Origin of the sequence: Nonomuraea sp. C10, assembly GCF_008017515.1 — a bacterium.
Lineage (GTDB): Bacteria > Actinomycetota > Actinomycetes > Streptosporangiales > Streptosporangiaceae > Nonomuraea > Nonomuraea ferruginea.
Map to the genome: position 1 here is coordinate 4606065 of NZ_VPFF01000001.1, position 16283 is coordinate 4622347.

Sequence of the window (16283 nt, forward strand, 5' to 3'; positions counted from 1 at the left end):
ATGGATGCCATCAGCAACGTGCCGGCCCCGGCCAACGAGCGGGTTCTCGGGTACGCGCCCGGCAGCGCGGAGCGCGCGGCCCTGGAGTCCCGGATCAAGGAGCTGTCCGGCGCCTCGCTCGACCTGACCATGACCATCGGCGGTGAGCAGCGGCTCGGCGGCGGCACGCCCATCGACGTGGTGCAGCCGCACAACAAGGCCGCGGTGCTCGGCCGCACCCGCGAGGCGGGCGCGCAGGACGTGCGGGCCGCGATCGACTCGGCGCTGGCCGCCGCCCCGGCCTGGCGCGCGCTGCCGTTCGACGAGCGGGCGGCGATCTTCCTGAAGGCCGCCGACCTGCTGTCGGGGCCGTGGCGTGCGACGCTCAACGCGGCCACGGTGCTCGGCCAGTCGAAGTCCGTCCAGCAGGCGGAGATCGACGCGGCCTGCGAGCTGATCGACTTCCTGCGCTTCAACGTGGCCTACGCCCGGCAGATCTACGCCGACCAGCCGATCTCCTCGCCCGGCGTGTGGAACCGGATGGAGTACCGCCCGCTCGAAGGCTTCGTGCTGGCGATCACGCCGTTCAACTTCACCGCCATCGCCGGCAACCTGCCGACCTCGGCCGCGCTGATGGGCAACGTGGTGGTGTGGAAGCCGTCGCCGACGCAGCAGTTCGCCGCGCACTTCACGATGCGGCTGCTGGAGGAGGCCGGGCTGCCCCCGGGCGTCATCAACCTGGTGACCGGCTACGGCGAGGCGGTCTCCGAGGTGGCGCTCACCCACCCCGACCTGGCCGGCATCCACTTCACCGGCTCGACCGCCACCTTCCAGCACCTGTGGCGCACGGTGGGCGAGAACATCGCCTCCTACCGCGGCTACCCGCGCCTGGTCGGCGAGACGGGCGGCAAGGACTTCGTGCTGGCCCACCCGTCGGCCGACCCGGCGGTGCTGTCGACGGCGCTGATCAGGGGCGCCTTCGAGTACCAGGGCCAGAAGTGCTCGGCGGCGTCCCGGGCGTACGTGCCGCGCTCGGTGTGGGACCGGATGCGCGACGACTTCGTGGCCGTGGCCGAGTCGCTGACCGTGGGCGACGTGGCGTCGGACCTGTCGGCGTTCATGGGCGCGGTGATCGACGAGCGGGCCTTCGCCAAGCACAAGGCCGCCATCGACCGGGCGCGCTCGGCCTCGCACATCGACGTGCTGACGGGCTCGTACGACGACTCGACCGGCTATTTCGTGAAGCCGACCATCCTGGAGTCGTCGGACCCGACCGACGAGATCTTCGTCAAGGAGTACTTCGGGCCGATCCTGGGCGTGCACGTCTACGACGACGCCGACTTCGACGCGGTGCTCACCCAGATGGAGGGCGTCTCACCGTACGCGCTGACCGGCGCGTTCATCGCCCAGGACCGCTACGCCATCGCGGCGGCGTCGGAGAAGCTCCGCTTCGCGGCGGGCAACTTCTACGTCAACGACAAGCCGACCGGGGCGGTCGTGGGCCAGCAGCCGTTCGGCGGCGCCCGCGCGTCGGGCACCAACGACAAGGCGGGGTCGATGTACAACCTGGTCAGGTGGGTCAGCGCCCGCGCGGTCAAGGAGCTGTTCACCCCGCCGACCGACCACCGCTACCCGCACATGGGCTGATCTCGGCCGGTCAGGGCACTCTGACGCGGTCGAAGCGGGTGGCGGCGTCGCGGACCGCCGCCACCAGCGTGTCGTCGGCGCCGAGCTCCGGGTCGAGCGCGTCCAGGACGCGGTGGGCGCCCTCGGCCGGCGGGCCGGCCGCGAGCACGGTCAGCTCGGCCGCGCGCGGGTCGCTGACCGGGGCGCCGTGGCCGCGCAGATGGCTGATCCAGGCGGCCAGGATGAGGGCCGCCCCTTCCGGCACGCGACCGGCGGCGCGTTCGGCGCGCAGCACGGGCAGGACGCGTTCCGGCAGCTTGCGGGAGCCGTCCGCGGCGATCCTGGCGAGGCTGTGGCGGATGCGCGGGTTGGCGATCCGCTCCAGCAGCGCCTGGCGGTACGCGTCCAGGCCGGCGGCGGCCCGGCCGAGATGCCGTCCGGCCTCCGACCACCACCGTTCCAGCCAGCCGCGGCAGGCGTCGTCGCCGATCGCCTCCGCCAGCGTGGCGTGCTCGCGGATCGAGCCGGCGTAGGCGAGCAGCGAGCAGGAGCCGTTGACCAGCCACTGCTTGCGATGCTCGTACGGGGTGACGTCGGTGGTCAGCAGGGCGCCGGCGTCCTCCCAGCGCGGGCGGCCGGCCGGGAACCGGCCTGCCAGCACCCACTCGGCGTACGGCTCGGCGGTGACCGGGACGCGGTCGTCGCGGCCGGTGGCCTCGGCGACGGCGCGCAGCCCGGACGGGCCGGTGTGCGGGGTGACCCGGTCGGCGACGGTGGCGGCGACGGACACGTTCTCGTCCAGCCAGCCGGTCAGCTCCTGGTTGACCTCGTCGGCCATCTCGTACAGCAGGCGGGACAGGATGGCGCCGTTGCCGGCCGTGTGGTCGCACGCCACCAGCGTGACCGGGCCCGCGTCGGCGCGGCGGCGGGCGGCGAGGCCGGCGAGCAGCCGGCCGCGGGTCGTGCGCACCGGCGCGGCCGGGTCGGTGCGCAGGGCGGCCACGTCCTCCCGGACGTCCGGGTGGTCGCGGGCGCCGAGCTCGGTGACGGTGACGGCGGCCACCTCGGGCGCGCGGAACAGGCGCAGCAGGGCGTCGTGGTCGGTCGCGGGCCACGCCTCGGACACGGTCGCGATCACCTCGAACCGGTCGCCGTGGGCGCTCCTGGTGATGAGCGTGTAGAGGCCCTGCTGGGCGGCGAGCAGGTCCGACGCCTCGTGCCCGCCGAAGGCGGCGAAACCCCACTCCTCGCCGTCGGGCGCGTGCTCGGTGTACCACGCCTGATGGGCGCGGAAGAAGTCACCGAGCCCGAGGTGGATCAGCCGGACGGGCGCCGCGGGGCGGGCCGCGCCGGCGCGGCGGGACAGTTCGCTGCTCATGATCAGACCTTTCTCGGCCGGTGGTACGTGGTGATGTGTCAGGCGGGCCTCCGGTCGAGCCGGTGCGCGGCCAGGGCGCCCAGGTCCACCTCGTCGAGGCTGGTGACGACGAGGTCGGCGTGCGCGCCGGCGAGGATCCGCGCGTCGTCCGCGCGGGCCACCCCGAGCCCCGCCATGCCGCCGGCCTTGGCGGCCTGGACGCCGCTGACGGCGTCCTCGACCACGAAGCAGTCCTCCGGAGGCACGTGCAGCTCGGCGGCCGCGGTGACGAAGATCTCCGGGTCGGGCTTGCCGTGCTCGAAGTCACGGCCCGACAGGTCGGCGTCGAAGAAGTCGGCGAGGGTCTGGCCCCGCCGGATGAAGTCGTAGGACAGTCCCTGCTCGGCCGCGAACGTGTCGAGCCGGATCCTCCGCAGGAACAGGTCGGCGTTCTTGGACGAGGACGCCACCGCCGACGGGATGCCGGCCGCGCGGACGGCCAGCGCGAAGCGGAGGGCGTCCGGATAGGCGGTGAACTCCCCCGCGTCGATGAGCCGTACCACGATCCGCTGCTTGTGCGCGGCGTACTGCTCGACCCGCCGCTCGGCGTCCGGGACCTCGAAGTACTGCAGGGCGGCCAGCGCGCCGCTCATCCGCGGCTTGCCGGAGATGACCCGCTGGTAGACCTCCGGCGTGAACCGGTCGTCCGACCAGGTGGTCCGGTCGCGGACGTCCGCCCACTCCCCCTCCATCAGCTCGCGCAGCGCGTCCTTCCACGCGCGCTGGTGCGGCGAGTCGACGAGCACGCCGTCGACGTCGAAGATCGCGCCCTGGAATCCGGCGGCGGGCATGGTGCGGCCCCTCTCTCGGGCGGGTGACCCTCCCGGGATGGTGAAGACGCAGGTCCCTCCGGGGACGAGCTCGCGGACGTCGTCGCCCACGCCCGCGTGCAGCGGGCCCCGGAACCCCTCCGCCTGGGTGAACAGGATGAGCTGGTCGCCCTCGATGCTCAGCCTGAGCGTGGTGCCGCGGAAGCGCATGGAGAACGAGACGCCGTCGAGCCGGTCGACCAGGCGGGGCGACAGCCTGAGCACGTCACCGGTGATGCTGGTGCCGACGTAACAGCGCTGGAGCAGGTCGAGGGTCCCGGACATGACGCCCATGTGGATGCCCTCCTGGGTGGTGCCGCCCTGCACGTCGTTGACGTCGCTCTCCAGAGCCGCCAGGTAGCGTTCCCACGAGCTCTCCGGGTCGATGGCGGCCAGCACCCCCGCGTAGGTGACGAAGCTGAGCGTCGAGCCGTGCGTGGTGCGCGCGTCGTAGTACTCGATCGTGCGCTTGACCAGGTCGGCGTCGTAGTCGTAGCCGAGCCGCCCGAACAGCTCGCGCTGCTCCTGCTCGTCGAAGAGGAAGAACAGCATGACCGTGTCGGCCTGCTTGGACAGCTTGTAGCGGTTGGGGTCCTTGCCCTCGGCCCTGAGGATCCGGTCCATGCGCTGGACGTTGTGGTAGCGGGCGCGGTAGTGGTCCCAGTCGAGCTCCTCCAGGTCGCCGTAGCCCTCGAACTGGCTGATGACGCCGTCGTGGAACGGGATGTACATGCGGCGGCTCATGTCCTCCCAGGTCGCCAGCTCCTCGTCGGTGACCTGGAGGCTGCGCCGGATGCTCGCCGCGCGGCTGCTGGGCAGCAGGTCGAGCACCTTGGGGGCGGTGGCGGCGATCCAGGCCGCCATGGCGTTGGTGTAGGCGTTGTCGCGCAGCCCCGGCTCCTCGGTGTCGGGGTAGCGTTCGTGGAACTCGTCGGGCCCCATCACGCCGTGGATCTCGTACCGCTGCCTGGCGGGGTCGAAGTGCGCGATCGACGCCCAGAAGCGGGTGATCTCCAGCATCAGCTCGGCCCCGTAGTCGCGCAGGAACTCCAGGTCGTCGGTGGCCTGGAAGTAGCGCCACACGTTGTAGAAGATCGCCGCGTTGACGTGCCGCTGGTGGTGGCTGAGGTCCGGGTCCCACTCGCCGGACATCGGGTTGAGGTGCAGCTGCTGGGTCTCCTCGGTGCCGTCGCTGCCGCTCTGCCAGGGGAACATGGCGCCCCGGTAACCGGCCTCGGCCGCGGCGGCGCGCGCCTCGGTCAGCCGCCGGTGCCGGTACAGCAGCAGGGCCCGGGTGATCTCGGGCAGGCGCAGGTTGAGGTACGGGTAGACGTACATCTCGTCCCAGAAGACGTGTCCCCGGTACGCCTCGCCGTTGAGTCCGCGGGCGGGCACGCCGGCGTCGTGCCGGGCGGTGTGCCGGGAGCAGACCTGCAGGACGTGCGCGATGTGCAGGCGCAGCAGCAGCTGGGCGCGCGGCTCGGCGGGCAGGCGCACGTCGCAGCTCTCCCACAGCTCGGTCCAGGCCGACTCGTGCTTGTCCAGCGCCCCGGCGAAGTCGGGGTAGCGCAGCACGTGCCGGCCGGCGGCGGCCAGCGGCTCGGTGATGGCGTTGTCGTGCGAGGTGAACATGGAGACGAGCTTCTCCACCCGGCTGGGCCGGCCCTCCTCGACGTCGAAGCTGAGCACCTCCTGGATGTAGTCGGCCATCTGGTGCAGCCGCCGCTCGGTCGCGGCGGGCCGGTCGCCGTGGAAGGCACGGGTGCGGGCGGCCTGGGCGATGTAGAGGTTGGACTGGCGGGTCTTCACCTCCAGCGCGATCACGTCGGGGCCGAACGTGCGCGGCGACACCGGATCCAGGTGGCGGCCCTCCAGGTCGCGGTAGCGGACCACGATGTGGTTGCTCATGCGGCCGTCCAGCGCGGAGACCACCTCGACCCGGCCCGACCAGTTCTCCGGCGTCAGCGTCCACTCGATCGCGGCCTGGTGGCTGTGCGCCATGCTGACGAACCGGCGGCTGCGCAGGCTCGTCACGCGGCCGGCGGCGTCGCGGAAGCGCAGGTCCCGCTGGACCAGGGCGAGCCGGATGTCGTAGGTGTGCCGGTAGCCGAGCACCTCCACGTCGCCGAACCGGACCGCCCCCTCGCCTTCGACGCGCAGCTTCAGCGGCAGCCAGTTCGGCAGGTTGACCAGGTCCTCGTTGAGCACCGGGTGACCGTCGAAGATCGAGGTCTCCCGGTTGTACCCGCCGTGGGTGTAGGTGCCCGGGTAGTGGAACTCGCCGATGTCCTCCCACTCGGCCGTGCCCCTGGTGCAGAAGTAGCCGTTCCCGGTCGAGGTGATCGCCTCGCGCAGCTTCTCCGCCTCGGGATCGTAGTGGTCGTACGTGAGTACGAAGCCGTCCATGGTGCCCCCCGCGACAGCCTGTCCCGGTCCGGCTACCCTGCCACCGGGCAGGAAACCCTCACGGCGGCGGCATGACCAGGGGAGATCCGGCGCGGGCGGCGGTCAGGCCGCCCAGTCCTCCGAGCGGCCCAGCCGCCAGTAGCCCATGAAGGCCACCGCGCGGCGGTCCATGCCGCGTTCGGCGACCAGGTGCCGCCGCAGGGTCCTGATCATCGCGGCCTCGCCGGCCAGCCACGCGTACAGCGGGCCGGACGGCGCCTCGGGCACCTCCCAGAGCTCGCCCGCGTCGACGTCCACGTCCTGGAAGTCCTCGGACGCCGGCAGCGCGGGCAGCAGCCGGTGGGCCGCCTCGCGCACCGCCGGGACGAGGTGGGCGCCGTGCGGCGCGCCGTCCCTGGCCAGCCAGGTGACCTTGACCGCGCTGCCGGTCTCCACGGGCAGGAAGTCTCCCCGGGTGGCGACCTCCAGGAGGGCCTCGCCCTCGACGCCGGCGGGCAGGCGTTCCAGGATGGAGCAGATGGCGGGCGCGGCTGTCTCGTCACCGGCGATCAGCACCGCGCCGGTGCCCTCCGGCGGACGGAACTCCAGGCCGGAGGGCGGCCCCTGGTAGCGGCCGTCGGGCCCGAGCACCACGAGCTCGTCCCCCACCTCGGCCGCCGTCGCCCAGCGGGACATCGGGCCGGTGTCGCCGTGCAGCACGATGTCCACGTCCAGCTCACAGGCCTCGGGGCGGGCCCGGCGGACGGTGTAGGTGCGCATCGGGTTGCGGTCCTCGTCGGGCATGGCGCGCCACTGCCCGTACCAGTCGGAGCCTCCGGGCAACCGGCTCAGTCCGTGGGAGGGCACCGGCAGGATGAGCTTGATCCGCTGGTCATAGCCGTTGTCGGCGAAATGCCGCAGGTCGTCGCCGGTGAACGTGACGCGCAGGAACGTCGGGCTCAGGCGGTCCAGCCTGCCGACGCGGACGCCGAACATGCGGAAGGGCTCGGTCATGGCGGGTCTCTCTCCTCAAAGTATGTCAGGTTAGGCAAACCTAACCTGACATATCCTGATTCGAAAACCCCGCCCCTCGTCGGATCACACCTCCGGCGGGTCCGGGAACGCCTCCGGCCCGGCCAGGCCGGTGCTCTCCAGCAGCCGCTGGTGGTTCAGCACGGCCTTGTTGCAGGACTCCGCGAACGTGCGCACCAGCGTGTTCTGGGTGCTGCCGCGCACCTGCCCGATGAAGGCGAAGATCTGCCCGTGCGCCAGCCGCAGCCACTTCACGTAGGTGACGTCGTAGTCGCGGCCCGACCTGCCGGAGATGTCGGCCATCCACTTCTGCTGGTCCTCGGTCGGCCGCACGGGCAACCGCACGTCCAGCTTCTGCGCCAGGTCGCGGGCCTCGTTGTCGAGGGCGTGGTGCTGTTCGGAGATCTCCCGGCTGATCTCCCGTACGCGTGAGCTGTTTCCCCGCTGTATCGCCTCCTGAGCGATCGTCATCTCCCACAGCGTGGCGAGACGAACCTTCTTGATCAGATCCCGGTCGGCCGCGGACAACGGCCCCCACTTCGTCGGCCGGGTCTCGCTGTCGTCGCCGCTCTCCGCCGCCTGCGCGGTGGGCTCGGCGTCCCCTTCCTGGGTCAGGCTCGTCGCGGGCGGCGCCATCAGCTCTTCCGGAATCTCCGTCGGCACCGCGTCGGCCACCTGCGCCGTGTCGGGCGCCTGCGGCACGGCCGGGGCGGTGCAGGCCGTGCCGGCGGCGACGGTGACGAGGCAGGCCGCGGCGAGAGCGAGACGGCGGTGTCCCTGTCGAGATCGCACGTGCCGTCATCCCCTTCCGGATCCTCGGACTGGTCACCTTGAGGTACGCGGCGGACCCCGCAGGTGTTCACTCCGGCTCCGGATCCCGGCGCGCGCCCACCGGGAAGACGTCGAAGTGGACGACGACGCGGCCGAGCGCCGGGTCCGCCGCCGGCTCCTCGATGCGCGCGTCCGACAGGGCCCGGTAGCGCTCCAGCACCGCGAAGATCGCGTCCCGCATCGCGACCGTCTCGCCGGGCGTCAAGCGCAGCGCGCGGCGGCCGAAGCCGCTGGCCTGGACCCACTCCTCCGGCGCGTCCCGCTCCTCCTCGCGCCAGCGGGCCAGCTCCGCGCCGCGCTGCCGGATCAGGTCGTCCATGAGGAACTCCAGCGCCTCGGCCGCCTCCGGCTCCGGCGGCGTCTCCCCGTAGGAGTAGCCGCCCGGCGTCACCCGCCAGTACTTCTCCTTGCCGCGCCCCATCCCCGGCACGATCTCGATCATCTCGTGCCTGGCCAGCTCGCGCAGGTGGTAGCTGGTGGCGCCGGTGTTCTCCCCCACCTGGCCGGCGAGCTGGGTGGCGGTGGCGGGGCCGCGCTCCTCCAGCAGCTCGTACAGGCGCAGGCGCAGGGGGTGGGCGAACGACTTGAGCGCGCCCGTGTCGAGGGTCCTGGCGGAATAGCTCTTGCGCTCCACAGTGTGCAAACCTATCTTTGCAAAGGAATCCATGCACAGTTCTCCTTACACACTAACGGAGCCCCGTCTTGACACGCCCCGGCCGATCCTTCGGCTTCCTGCTGTCGTCCACCGCGCTGTCCAACCTGGCCGACGGCGTGCTGAAGGTCGGCGCGCCGCTGATGGCGGTCTCGTTCACCCGCTCCCCCGCCCTGGTGGCGCTGGCGGGGGCGGCGGCGACGCTGCCGTGGCTGCTGCTCGCGCTGCCCGCGGGCGCGCTCGTCGACCGGCTGGACCGCCGGCGGATCATGGTGGCGGCGAACGCCGCGCGCGCCGCGGTGCTGGCCGTGGCGACGGGGCTGGCCGCGCTCGGGCTGATGAACCTGTGGGTGCTGCTGGCCGCCGTGTTCCTCGCGTGCGTGTCGGAGGTGTTCGCCGACACCTCCGCCCAGGCGGCGCTGCCCATGGCCGTGCCGGAGACCGAGCTGACCCGGGCCAACGGGCGCGTCGTCGGCGTCCAGATCCTGGGCAACGACTTCGCCGGGGCGCCGCTGGCGGGCCTGCTCGTCACGGTCCTGCCCGCCGCCGTGCTGGGCGCGCCGGGACTCCTGTACGGGGTCGCGGGGCTGCTCCTGCTGGGCATGCGCGGCCGATTCCTGGCCCCGCGCGCGGCGCCGCGGCCGGTCGCCGGGGAGATCGCCGAGTCGCTGCGCTACCTGTGGTCGCACCGGTTCCTGCGCACGCTGGCCCTGTCCGCCGGGCTGATCAACACGGCCGGCGCCGCGTACTTCGGGGTGCTCGTGCTCTGGGTGGTGGGCGACGGCTCGCCGATGGGCCTGGCGCCGAGCGGCTACGGCCTCATGCTCACCGTGTTCGCCGTCGGGGCCCTGGCCGGATCGCTGGTGGCCGGCCGGGCCGGTCGCCTGGCCGGGGACGCGCCCGCCTTCGTCATGCTCTGGGCGGTCTGCGCCCTGGCGCACCTGGTGCCGGTCCTGCTGCCGGTCCCCTGGCTGCTGTACGCGACGGCGGTCGTGTGGGGGGTGTCCGGTGCCGCGGCGAACGTGCTCGTGATCAGCACCCGGCAGCGGATCATCCCCGGCGAGCTGCTGGGCCGGGTGAACGCCGCCTACCGGCTGCTCGGGATGGGCGGCATGCCCCTCGGCGCGGCGCTGGGCGGGCTCGCGGGAGAGGTGGCCGGGCTGCCGGCGGTCTTCGCCGGGGCGACGGTGGTCCAGTTGCTCGCGGTCTGCTGGATCGGACGGGTGGTATTCTTTCCGACTTCCAAGCGGGTGACCAGCGGCGTTACCATTCCCGACATAACCGGATCACGTTAGGCACCCACAACAGTGCGCTGAGATGACATGATTACCCCTGTCAATGAGGGGATGGTATGCGGGAGATCGGCGGACGGTACCTCCTTAACGAGGAGGCCGGTCGTGGGGGCATGGGCGTCGTATGGCGCGCGTTCGATCGGCTTCTCCACCGGGAGGTGGCGCTCAAGGAGCTGACGCTCACCGGCGAGGCCGAGATGGTGCGTCGGCGCGTGCTGCGCGAGGCCCGGATGGCGGCCAGGCTGTCGCACCCGAACATCGTCACGGTCCACGACCTCATCGAAGAAGGCGGCAAGCTCTGGATCGTGATGGAGTATCTCGACGGGCTCTCCATGCACCAGTTGCTCTCCCAGGTGGGCACGCTGCCCGCCCAGTCGGTGGCGGCGATCGGCCGTCATCTGCTGGCCGCGCTGCGCACCGCCCACCAGGCAGGGGTGCTCCACCGTGACGTGAAGCCGGCCAACGTGATGCTGACCGGCGACCGGGTGGTGCTGACCGACTTCGGCATCGCCACCGCGGAGGGCGACATCCGCAAGACCACGACCTCCAGGCGATTGCGCGGCACGCCCGCGTTCATGGCCCCCGAGCGGCTCTACGGCGGCCCGGCCAGCAAGGAGGCCGACATGTGGTCGTTCGGCGCCACGCTCTACAGCGCCATCGAGGGCCAGCCGCCCTACCCGGGCCAGGACGCCGCGACCGTGCTCGGCATGGCGCGCAGCGGGCCGTTCCCGCCGCCGCGCCGGGCCGGGGTGATGCGCCCGCTCATCGAGGGGCTGCTCCACCACGACCCGCGCCACCGCTACTCGCTGTCGCAGACGGAGACATTGCTGGCGGGCATGCGGGCGAGCGCCTACCAGACGGCCATCTAGGTTCCGGCCGGCTCCTCGTGGGCGCCGCCGCCCGCCGCCTTCTTCGCGGCGCGGGCCTCGGCCTCCGCGGCGTCCAGCGCCGCCGCCTCCTCGGGGGTGGGCGCGGTGCCGCCCAGATGGGCCGGCTGCCACCACACGCCCTGCGGGATCTCCGGGTAGGTGCGCTGCGCCCGGTCGACCAGCTCCGAGAGCCGCGCGTGGAGGGCCGTGGTGTGCTCGGCGACGTCCTCGCCGCGCTTGGGGTGGATGGGCTCGCCCACCAGGATCGTGATCGGCACGTGGCGCTGGAAGATGCGCCGCTCCCTGCCCTTGGTCCACAGCCGCTGCGTGCCCCAGAGCGCCACCGGGATGACCGGCACCTTGGTGGCCTGCGCCATCCGGATCGCGCCGTTCTTGATCTCCTTGACGGTGAACGAACGGCTGATGGTGGCCTCGGCGAACACCCCGACCATCTCGCCCGCCTTCAGCATGCGCAGCGCGGTCGCGTACGAGCCGGCGCCCGCGCCGCGGTCGACCGGGATGTGCTTCATGCCGCGCATGAGCGGGCCGGAGATCTTGTGGTCGAACACGTCCTGCTTGGCCATGAACCGCACCAGCCGCCTGGCCGGCAGCGCGGCGTAGCCGGCGAAGATGAAGTCGAGGTAGCTGATGTGGTTGCTCACCAGGACGGCGCCGCCCGTCGACGGCACGTGCTCGGTGCCCTCCAGGTGGAAGCGGTAGTCAAGCACGCGAAACAAGGTCCGCGCGGCTGCGATCACCGGCGGGTACACGATCTCGGCCATGTGCAGACGGTAGCCTACTCCGCCTGGTGCTTGCCTCCAGCGGAAAACGGGCAGATGTTCTGACCATGAAGAAGCTCATCAACACGGCCGAATCCGTGGTCGAGGACGCCCTCAACGGCCTCGCCGCGGCGCACCCCTCGCTGCGGGTACGCGACCGGGTGGTCTACCGGGCGGAGGGTCCGCGCCCCGGCAAGGTGGGCCTGGTCTCCGGCGGCGGGTCGGGGCACGAGCCGCTGCACGCCGCCTTCGTGGGCCACGGCATGCTCGACGCCGCCTGCCCTGGTGAGATCTTCACCTCCCCGGTGCCCGACCAGATCATCGACGCCACCAGGGCGGCCGACGGCGGCGCGGGCGTGCTCCACATCGTCAAGAACTACACGGGCGACGTGCTGAACTTCGAGATGGCCGCCGAGCTGTGCGACGACGTCCCGGTGGCGAGCGTGCTGGTCGACGACGACGTGGCCGTGCAGGACTCCCTCTACACGGCGGGCCGGCGCGGCACCGGCGCGACGCTGTTCGTGGAGAAGATCGCCGGGGCCCTGGCCGAGGAGGGCGCGCCGCTGGAGGAGGTGGCGCGGGTGGCCCGCGAGGTGGACGACCACAGCCGCTCGTTCGGCGTGGCGCTCACCTCGTGCGTGACGCCCGCAGCCGGCAAGCCCACCTTCGACCTGCCCGAGGACCAGGTGGAGCTGGGCATCGGCATCCACGGCGAGCCGGGCAGGTCGCGCGCGCCGATGGCCCCCGCCCGCGAGCTGGCCGCGCTCGCCATGGAGGCGATCCACGGCGACCTCCCGCTCCGCGACGACCTGCTCGTCATGGTCAACGGCATGGGCGGCACCCCCTTGATCGAGCTGTACGTGGTGTTCGCCGAGGTGGAGGCGTTCGTCCGGGGCAAGGGCGCGCGGGTGGTGCGCTCGCTGGTCGGCAACTACGTGACGAGCCTCGACATGCAGGGCTTCTCGATCACGGTCTGCCGCCTCAACGGCGAGCTGACCCGGCTGTGGGACGCCCCGGTGGAGACGCCCGGCCTGCGGTGGGGGCGCTGATGGCCGGGATGCTCGACACCGATCTCTTCCTCGCCTGGACCGAGGGCGCGGCCAGGGCGGTCAGGCTGCACCGCGACCGGCTCACCGGCCTGGACGCCGCGATCGGCGACGCCGACCACGGCACCAACCTCGACCGCGGCTTCACCGAGGTGGGCAAGGCGCTGACCGAGTGGCCGCCGACCTCCCCCGCGCAGGTGCTGGTGTCCGCGGGCACGACACTGATCCGCCGGGTGGGCGGCGCCTCGGGCCCGCTGTACGGGTCGCTGTTCCGGCAGCTCGGCAAGTCGCTGGACACGCCGGTGACGCTCGCCGGGTTCGCGGCGGCGTTCGAGTCCGGTGTCCAGGCGGTGGAGCGCCTGGGCAAGGCCGCCCAGGGTGACAAGACCATGATCGACGCGCTCGCTCCGGCCGCCCGTGCCCTGACGCAGGCCGTACAGGAGGGCGCCGACGAGCACAAGGCGTTCGAGCGGGCGGCGCGCGCGGCCGAGGAGGGGGCGAAGGCGACGATCCCGCTGCGCGCCCGCAAGGGCCGCGCCAGTTACCTGGGCGAGCGCAGCATCGGCCACGAGGACCCGGGCGCGGCGTCGGCGGCGCTGATCATGGCGGCGCTGGCCGAGGCGGCGGCCTGATGGTGGGCGTGGTCCTCGTCGCCCACAGCGCCGGGCTGGCCGCGGAGACGGCGGAGCTGGCGCGCGGCATCGCGGGCCGGGAGGCGCCCGTGGCGGCGGCCGGCGGCACCGGCGACGGCGGGCTCGGGGTCAGCATCGACCGCATCGAGGCGGCGGTGCGCGAGGTCGACCGGGGCGACGGCGTGCTGCTCATCCCCGACCTGGGCAGCTCGGTGCTCACCGCCCGCCTGCTGGAGGAGCCCGGCCGGGTGGTGCTGGCGGACGTGCCGTTCGTGGAGGGCGCGATCGCCGCGGCGGTCGCGGCCGGCGGCGGGGCGGCGCTGGCGGTGGTGCTGGCCGCCGCCGAGGAGGCCCGCACCCACCGCAAGCTCTAGTGGCCCCTGAACGCCTCCTCCAGCCACCAGGAGGGGCGGTCGCCGGTGACCTTGGCGTGCACCAGCAGGGGCCGCTCGCGCGGGCCCTTGAGCCACTCGGCCACGCCCGCCAGGTCGGCCGGCCCGGTGACGGTCACGGCCGCGAACCCGTACCCGCGCGCGATCGCGGCCAGGTCGGCGGGCGGGAACCGGACGGTGCCGAGCGGGTGGCCGTGCGGGCCGAAGTGGTGCACCTCGGCGCCGTAGGCCTCGTCGTCGTAGACCACGACCACCATGGGCAGCCCGAGCCGGACGACGGTCTCCAGCTCGGCGATGCCCATGAACGCGCCGCCGTCGCCGAGCGCCGCCACCGGCAGCCGGTCGGGGCGGGCCACGGCGGCGCCGATGGCGGTGGCGAGGCCGAGCCCGACCGCCTGGAACGCCTGCGTGAAGCAGAACCCGCGCTCGTCCGGCACGTCCAGGAACATCGCCGGGTAGCCCATGAAGTTGCCCGAGTCGGTCGCCACGATCCGCTCGGCGGGCAGCAGGTCGTCCAGGCCGATGGTGAGGGTCCTCGGGTCGACGCGGCCGCCGCCGCTCTCGTCGTGGTACGGGACCGCGCGCCAGCGGCCCTCCTCGCGGATGCGGCGGGCCAGCTCGGGCGAGCGGTAGCCGGCCCGCTCGCCGCCGGCCGTGAGGGCGCGGGCGACCTCGGCCACGTCGCCCACCACGCCGTGGTCGGCGGGCACGTGCAGGCCGACGGCGGCCAGGTCGAGATCGACCTGCGCGACCTTGGCGCCGGGGCCGATCAGCGAGCCGTGGCGGGTGGTCCACATGTTGAGCGCGCACCCCCAGCCGACCACCAGGTCCGCGCCCCGGACCAGCTCGGCCGTGAGCGGCGTGGCGAAACCGCCGCTCACGTCGAGGTCCCACGGGCTGCCGCGGAACAGGCCCTTGGCCACGGCCGAGGTGGCCAGCAGGGCGCCGGTCCGCTCGGCCAGCTCCACCAGCTCGGCCCGCGCGTGCCGTGCTCCGCGCCCCGCGACGAACACCGGCCGTTCCGCCCCGTCGAGCAACCGGCGCAACCCGTCGAGCTGCTCGGCGGAGGCGGCGGGCGTGCCGGGACGGCTCTCACGAACAGCCGCCGCGGCCCGGTCCGTCTCGCTCGCGCCCGCGTAGTCCGGCCGCTCCCCGCCCGGACCCGTTCCCGCGGCCCGCTCCGGCCGCTCCCCACCGAGTTCCGTCCCCGCGGCCTGCTCCGGTCGCTCCCCGCCGAGTTCCGTCTCGGCGGCCTGCACGTCGAGGGGCAGGTTGAGTACGACCGTGCGGCGTTCGTCGCGGGCGACGCGGAACGCCTCCAGGGTGTGCCGGGCCGCCTCGGCGGGGCCGGTGACCCGCATCGGGACGGCGCCCACCGCGCGCACGGCGGCGTCCTGGTCGATGTGGAAGTTGGAGCGGGCGTCGGTGGCCTCGCCCGCCAGCACGACGAGCGGGGTGCGGCTCTTCGCGGCCTCGGCGAGGCCGGTGATCGCGTTGGTCAGGCCGGGCCCCTGGTGCACGGAGACGACCGCCACCTCGCCCGTCATCCGGGCGTAGGCGTCGGCCATGGTGGCCGCACCGCCCTCGTGACGGGCCGCGACGAAGCGCACGCCGTGGCTCACGAGGGCGTTGGTGAGGTGGAAGTTGCCGCTGCCGACGACCCCGAACGCGGCTCGTACGCCCGCCGCGGCGAGCAGCGCGCCGACGGCCTCGGCGACGATCACCCTTCGCCCCGCTCCACCAGCGCGAGCACCCGCACCGGGCTGCCCGAGCCGCCGAGGATGGGCAGCGGCGGCGCCACCACGACCGCGCCGGTGACCGGGAGCCGGTCGAGGTTGCGCAGCTGGGTGAGGCCGTACTTGCCGGCGCCGAGGAAGAAGGCGTGGCAGGGGAAGGCGGGGTCGAAGGAGTGGGCGGCGCCCGCGTCGGTGCCGACGGTCTCGACGCCCAGCCCGATGATCGGCGTCTGCTCGGCGAGCCACCTGGCGCATTCGGCGGAGACGCCGGGGGTGTGCGAGCCGGTCTCGTCGGCGTTGAGGAACGTGTCCTGGTCACCGGAGCGGGAGTCCCAGCCGGTGCGGTAGAGCAGCCAGCCGCCTTCGGGCAGCGGGCCGTTGGCGCGCTCCCACTCCTTGACGTGGTCGATCTGGAGGAGGAAGTCGGGGTCCTTGCCCGCCTCGGCGGTGAAGTCGAGCACCACGGCCGGCGCGATCAGGCTGGTCACCGGCACCTGGGAGACGTCCTGGCCGTCACGGCCGGTCGCCCAGTGGATGGGCGCGTCGAAGTGCGTGCCGGTGTGCTCGCCGGTGTGGATGTCGTTCCAGTACCACCCCGGGCCGCGGTCGTCGTAGCGGCTGATCTCCTCCAGCCGGAACCGGATGGTGTTGCCGAACGGCTCGGGCAACTGGAGGATCGGCGTCTCCTCCGACAGGGGCGCGGTGAGGTCGACGACCTCGATCGCGCCGTTGCGCACACTGTCTACGAAGCTCCGCAACACCGACATGGCTTCCTCCTCGCGTGGGGCTGAGCGCATCCTCCTACG

Annotated in this window: 14 protein-coding genes; 6 read left to right on the plus strand and 8 right to left on the minus strand. The window is 73.0% G+C overall.

What is annotated here, in order from left to right; all coding sequences use genetic code 11:
• Entirely contained in the window at positions 1–1626 is a 1626-nt protein-coding gene (gene pruA / locus FR742_RS21210) for an L-glutamate gamma-semialdehyde dehydrogenase (RefSeq protein WP_148032552.1), read from the plus strand.
• 10 nt (positions 1627–1636) lie between these two features.
• Here the strand turns inward: pruA and FR742_RS21215 are convergent, their stop codons facing one another.
• From FR742_RS21215 to FR742_RS21235, 5 genes are all read right to left on the minus strand, one after another.
• The gene (locus FR742_RS21215; RefSeq protein WP_148032553.1) at positions 1637–2983 is read right to left on the minus strand and encodes a mannitol dehydrogenase family protein; all 1347 of its coding nucleotides are present in this window, start codon (positions 2981–2983) and stop codon (positions 1637–1639) included.
• 38 nt (positions 2984–3021) lie between these two features.
• Entirely contained in the window at positions 3022–6237 is a 3216-nt protein-coding gene (locus FR742_RS21220; RefSeq protein ID WP_148032554.1) for an HAD-IA family hydrolase, read from the minus strand.
• A gap of 102 nt (positions 6238–6339) precedes the next feature.
• Entirely contained in the window at positions 6340–7230 is an 891-nt protein-coding gene (locus tag FR742_RS21225) for a siderophore-interacting protein (protein ID WP_148032555.1), read from the minus strand.
• Positions 7231–7314: 84 nt separating this feature from the next.
• Positions 7315–8040 carry a DUF4142 domain-containing protein gene (locus FR742_RS21230; RefSeq protein WP_148032556.1) on the minus strand — a complete coding sequence of 242 codons (726 nt, stop codon included), beginning with the start codon at positions 8038–8040 and terminating at the stop codon, positions 7315–7317.
• Positions 8041–8107: 67 nt separating this feature from the next.
• Positions 8108–8713, minus strand: coding sequence for a winged helix-turn-helix domain-containing protein (locus FR742_RS21235; protein ID WP_187281240.1), 606 nt, complete (start codon positions 8711–8713; stop codon positions 8108–8110).
• Between the two features lie 68 nt (positions 8714–8781).
• Between FR742_RS21235 and FR742_RS21240 the strand changes: the two genes are divergently transcribed.
• Both FR742_RS21240 and FR742_RS21245 read left to right on the plus strand, forming a co-directional pair.
• Positions 8782–10026, plus strand: a complete 1245-nt coding sequence (locus FR742_RS21240) for an MFS transporter (protein ID WP_148032558.1) — start codon at positions 8782–8784, stop codon at positions 10024–10026.
• A gap of 56 nt (positions 10027–10082) precedes the next feature.
• Positions 10083–10892 carry a serine/threonine-protein kinase gene (locus FR742_RS21245; RefSeq protein ID WP_148032559.1) on the plus strand — a complete coding sequence of 270 codons (810 nt, stop codon included), beginning with the start codon at positions 10083–10085 and terminating at the stop codon, positions 10890–10892.
• Here FR742_RS21245 and FR742_RS21250 read toward each other — a convergent pair.
• Positions 10889–11674 (minus strand): 1-acyl-sn-glycerol-3-phosphate acyltransferase, encoded by a 786-nt coding sequence (locus FR742_RS21250; RefSeq protein ID WP_148032560.1) that lies wholly within the window; start codon positions 11672–11674, stop codon positions 10889–10891. The genes FR742_RS21245 and FR742_RS21250 overlap by 4 nt on opposite strands.
• A 65-nt stretch (positions 11675–11739) precedes the next feature.
• Here FR742_RS21250 and dhaK point away from each other — a divergent pair, with 65 nt between their 5' ends.
• From dhaK to FR742_RS21265, 3 genes are read left to right on the plus strand one after another with little or no spacing between them, the layout of a single operon-like run.
• Positions 11740–12720 carry a dihydroxyacetone kinase subunit DhaK gene (gene dhaK, locus FR742_RS21255; protein WP_148032561.1) on the plus strand — a complete coding sequence of 327 codons (981 nt, stop codon included), beginning with the start codon at positions 11740–11742 and terminating at the stop codon, positions 12718–12720.
• Positions 12708–13349 (plus strand): dihydroxyacetone kinase subunit DhaL, encoded by a 642-nt coding sequence (gene dhaL / locus FR742_RS21260; RefSeq protein ID WP_308248878.1) that lies wholly within the window; start codon positions 12708–12710, stop codon positions 13347–13349. Before dhaK ends, dhaL begins: the two co-directional genes overlap by 13 nt.
• Entirely contained in the window at positions 13349–13723 is a 375-nt protein-coding gene (locus tag FR742_RS21265) for a PTS-dependent dihydroxyacetone kinase phosphotransferase subunit DhaM (RefSeq protein ID WP_148032562.1), read from the plus strand. The genes dhaL and FR742_RS21265 overlap by 1 nt, the downstream gene beginning before the upstream one ends.
• Here the strand turns inward: FR742_RS21265 and FR742_RS21270 are convergent.
• Together FR742_RS21270 and FR742_RS21275 are read right to left on the minus strand one after the other, a co-directional pair.
• Positions 13720–15465 (minus strand): thiamine pyrophosphate-binding protein, encoded by a 1746-nt coding sequence (locus tag FR742_RS21270; protein ID WP_148032563.1) that lies wholly within the window; start codon positions 15463–15465, stop codon positions 13720–13722. The genes FR742_RS21265 and FR742_RS21270 overlap by 4 nt on opposite strands.
• Positions 15462–16244, minus strand: a complete 783-nt coding sequence (locus FR742_RS21275; protein WP_148032564.1) for a cyclase family protein — start codon at positions 16242–16244, stop codon at positions 15462–15464. Before FR742_RS21275 ends, FR742_RS21270 begins: the two co-directional genes overlap by 4 nt.
• Positions 16245–16283: the final 39 nt, after the last annotated feature.

What these genes read in the sequence shown, in the direction of transcription:
- pruA (WP_148032552.1), top strand. Translation starts at nt 1, where the DNA reads ATGGATGCCATCAGCAACGTGCCGGCCCCGGCCAACGAGCGGGTTCTC.
- FR742_RS21215 (WP_148032553.1), bottom strand. Translation starts at nt 2,983, where the DNA reads ATGAGCAGCGAACTGTCCCGCCGCGCCGGCGCGGCCCGCCCCGCGGCG.
- FR742_RS21220 (WP_148032554.1), bottom strand. Translation starts at nt 6,237, where the DNA reads ATGGACGGCTTCGTACTCACGTACGACCACTACGATCCCGAGGCGGAG.
- FR742_RS21225 (WP_148032555.1), bottom strand. Translation starts at nt 7,230, where the DNA reads ATGACCGAGCCCTTCCGCATGTTCGGCGTCCGCGTCGGCAGGCTGGAC.
- FR742_RS21245 (WP_148032559.1), top strand. Translation starts at nt 10,083, where the DNA reads ATGCGGGAGATCGGCGGACGGTACCTCCTTAACGAGGAGGCCGGTCGT.
- FR742_RS21250 (WP_148032560.1), bottom strand. Translation starts at nt 11,674, where the DNA reads ATGGCCGAGATCGTGTACCCGCCGGTGATCGCAGCCGCGCGGACCTTG.
- dhaK (WP_148032561.1), top strand. Translation starts at nt 11,740, where the DNA reads ATGAAGAAGCTCATCAACACGGCCGAATCCGTGGTCGAGGACGCCCTC.
- FR742_RS21265 (WP_148032562.1), top strand. Translation starts at nt 13,349, where the DNA reads ATGGTGGGCGTGGTCCTCGTCGCCCACAGCGCCGGGCTGGCCGCGGAG.
- FR742_RS21275 (WP_148032564.1), bottom strand. Translation starts at nt 16,244, where the DNA reads ATGTCGGTGTTGCGGAGCTTCGTAGACAGTGTGCGCAACGGCGCGATC.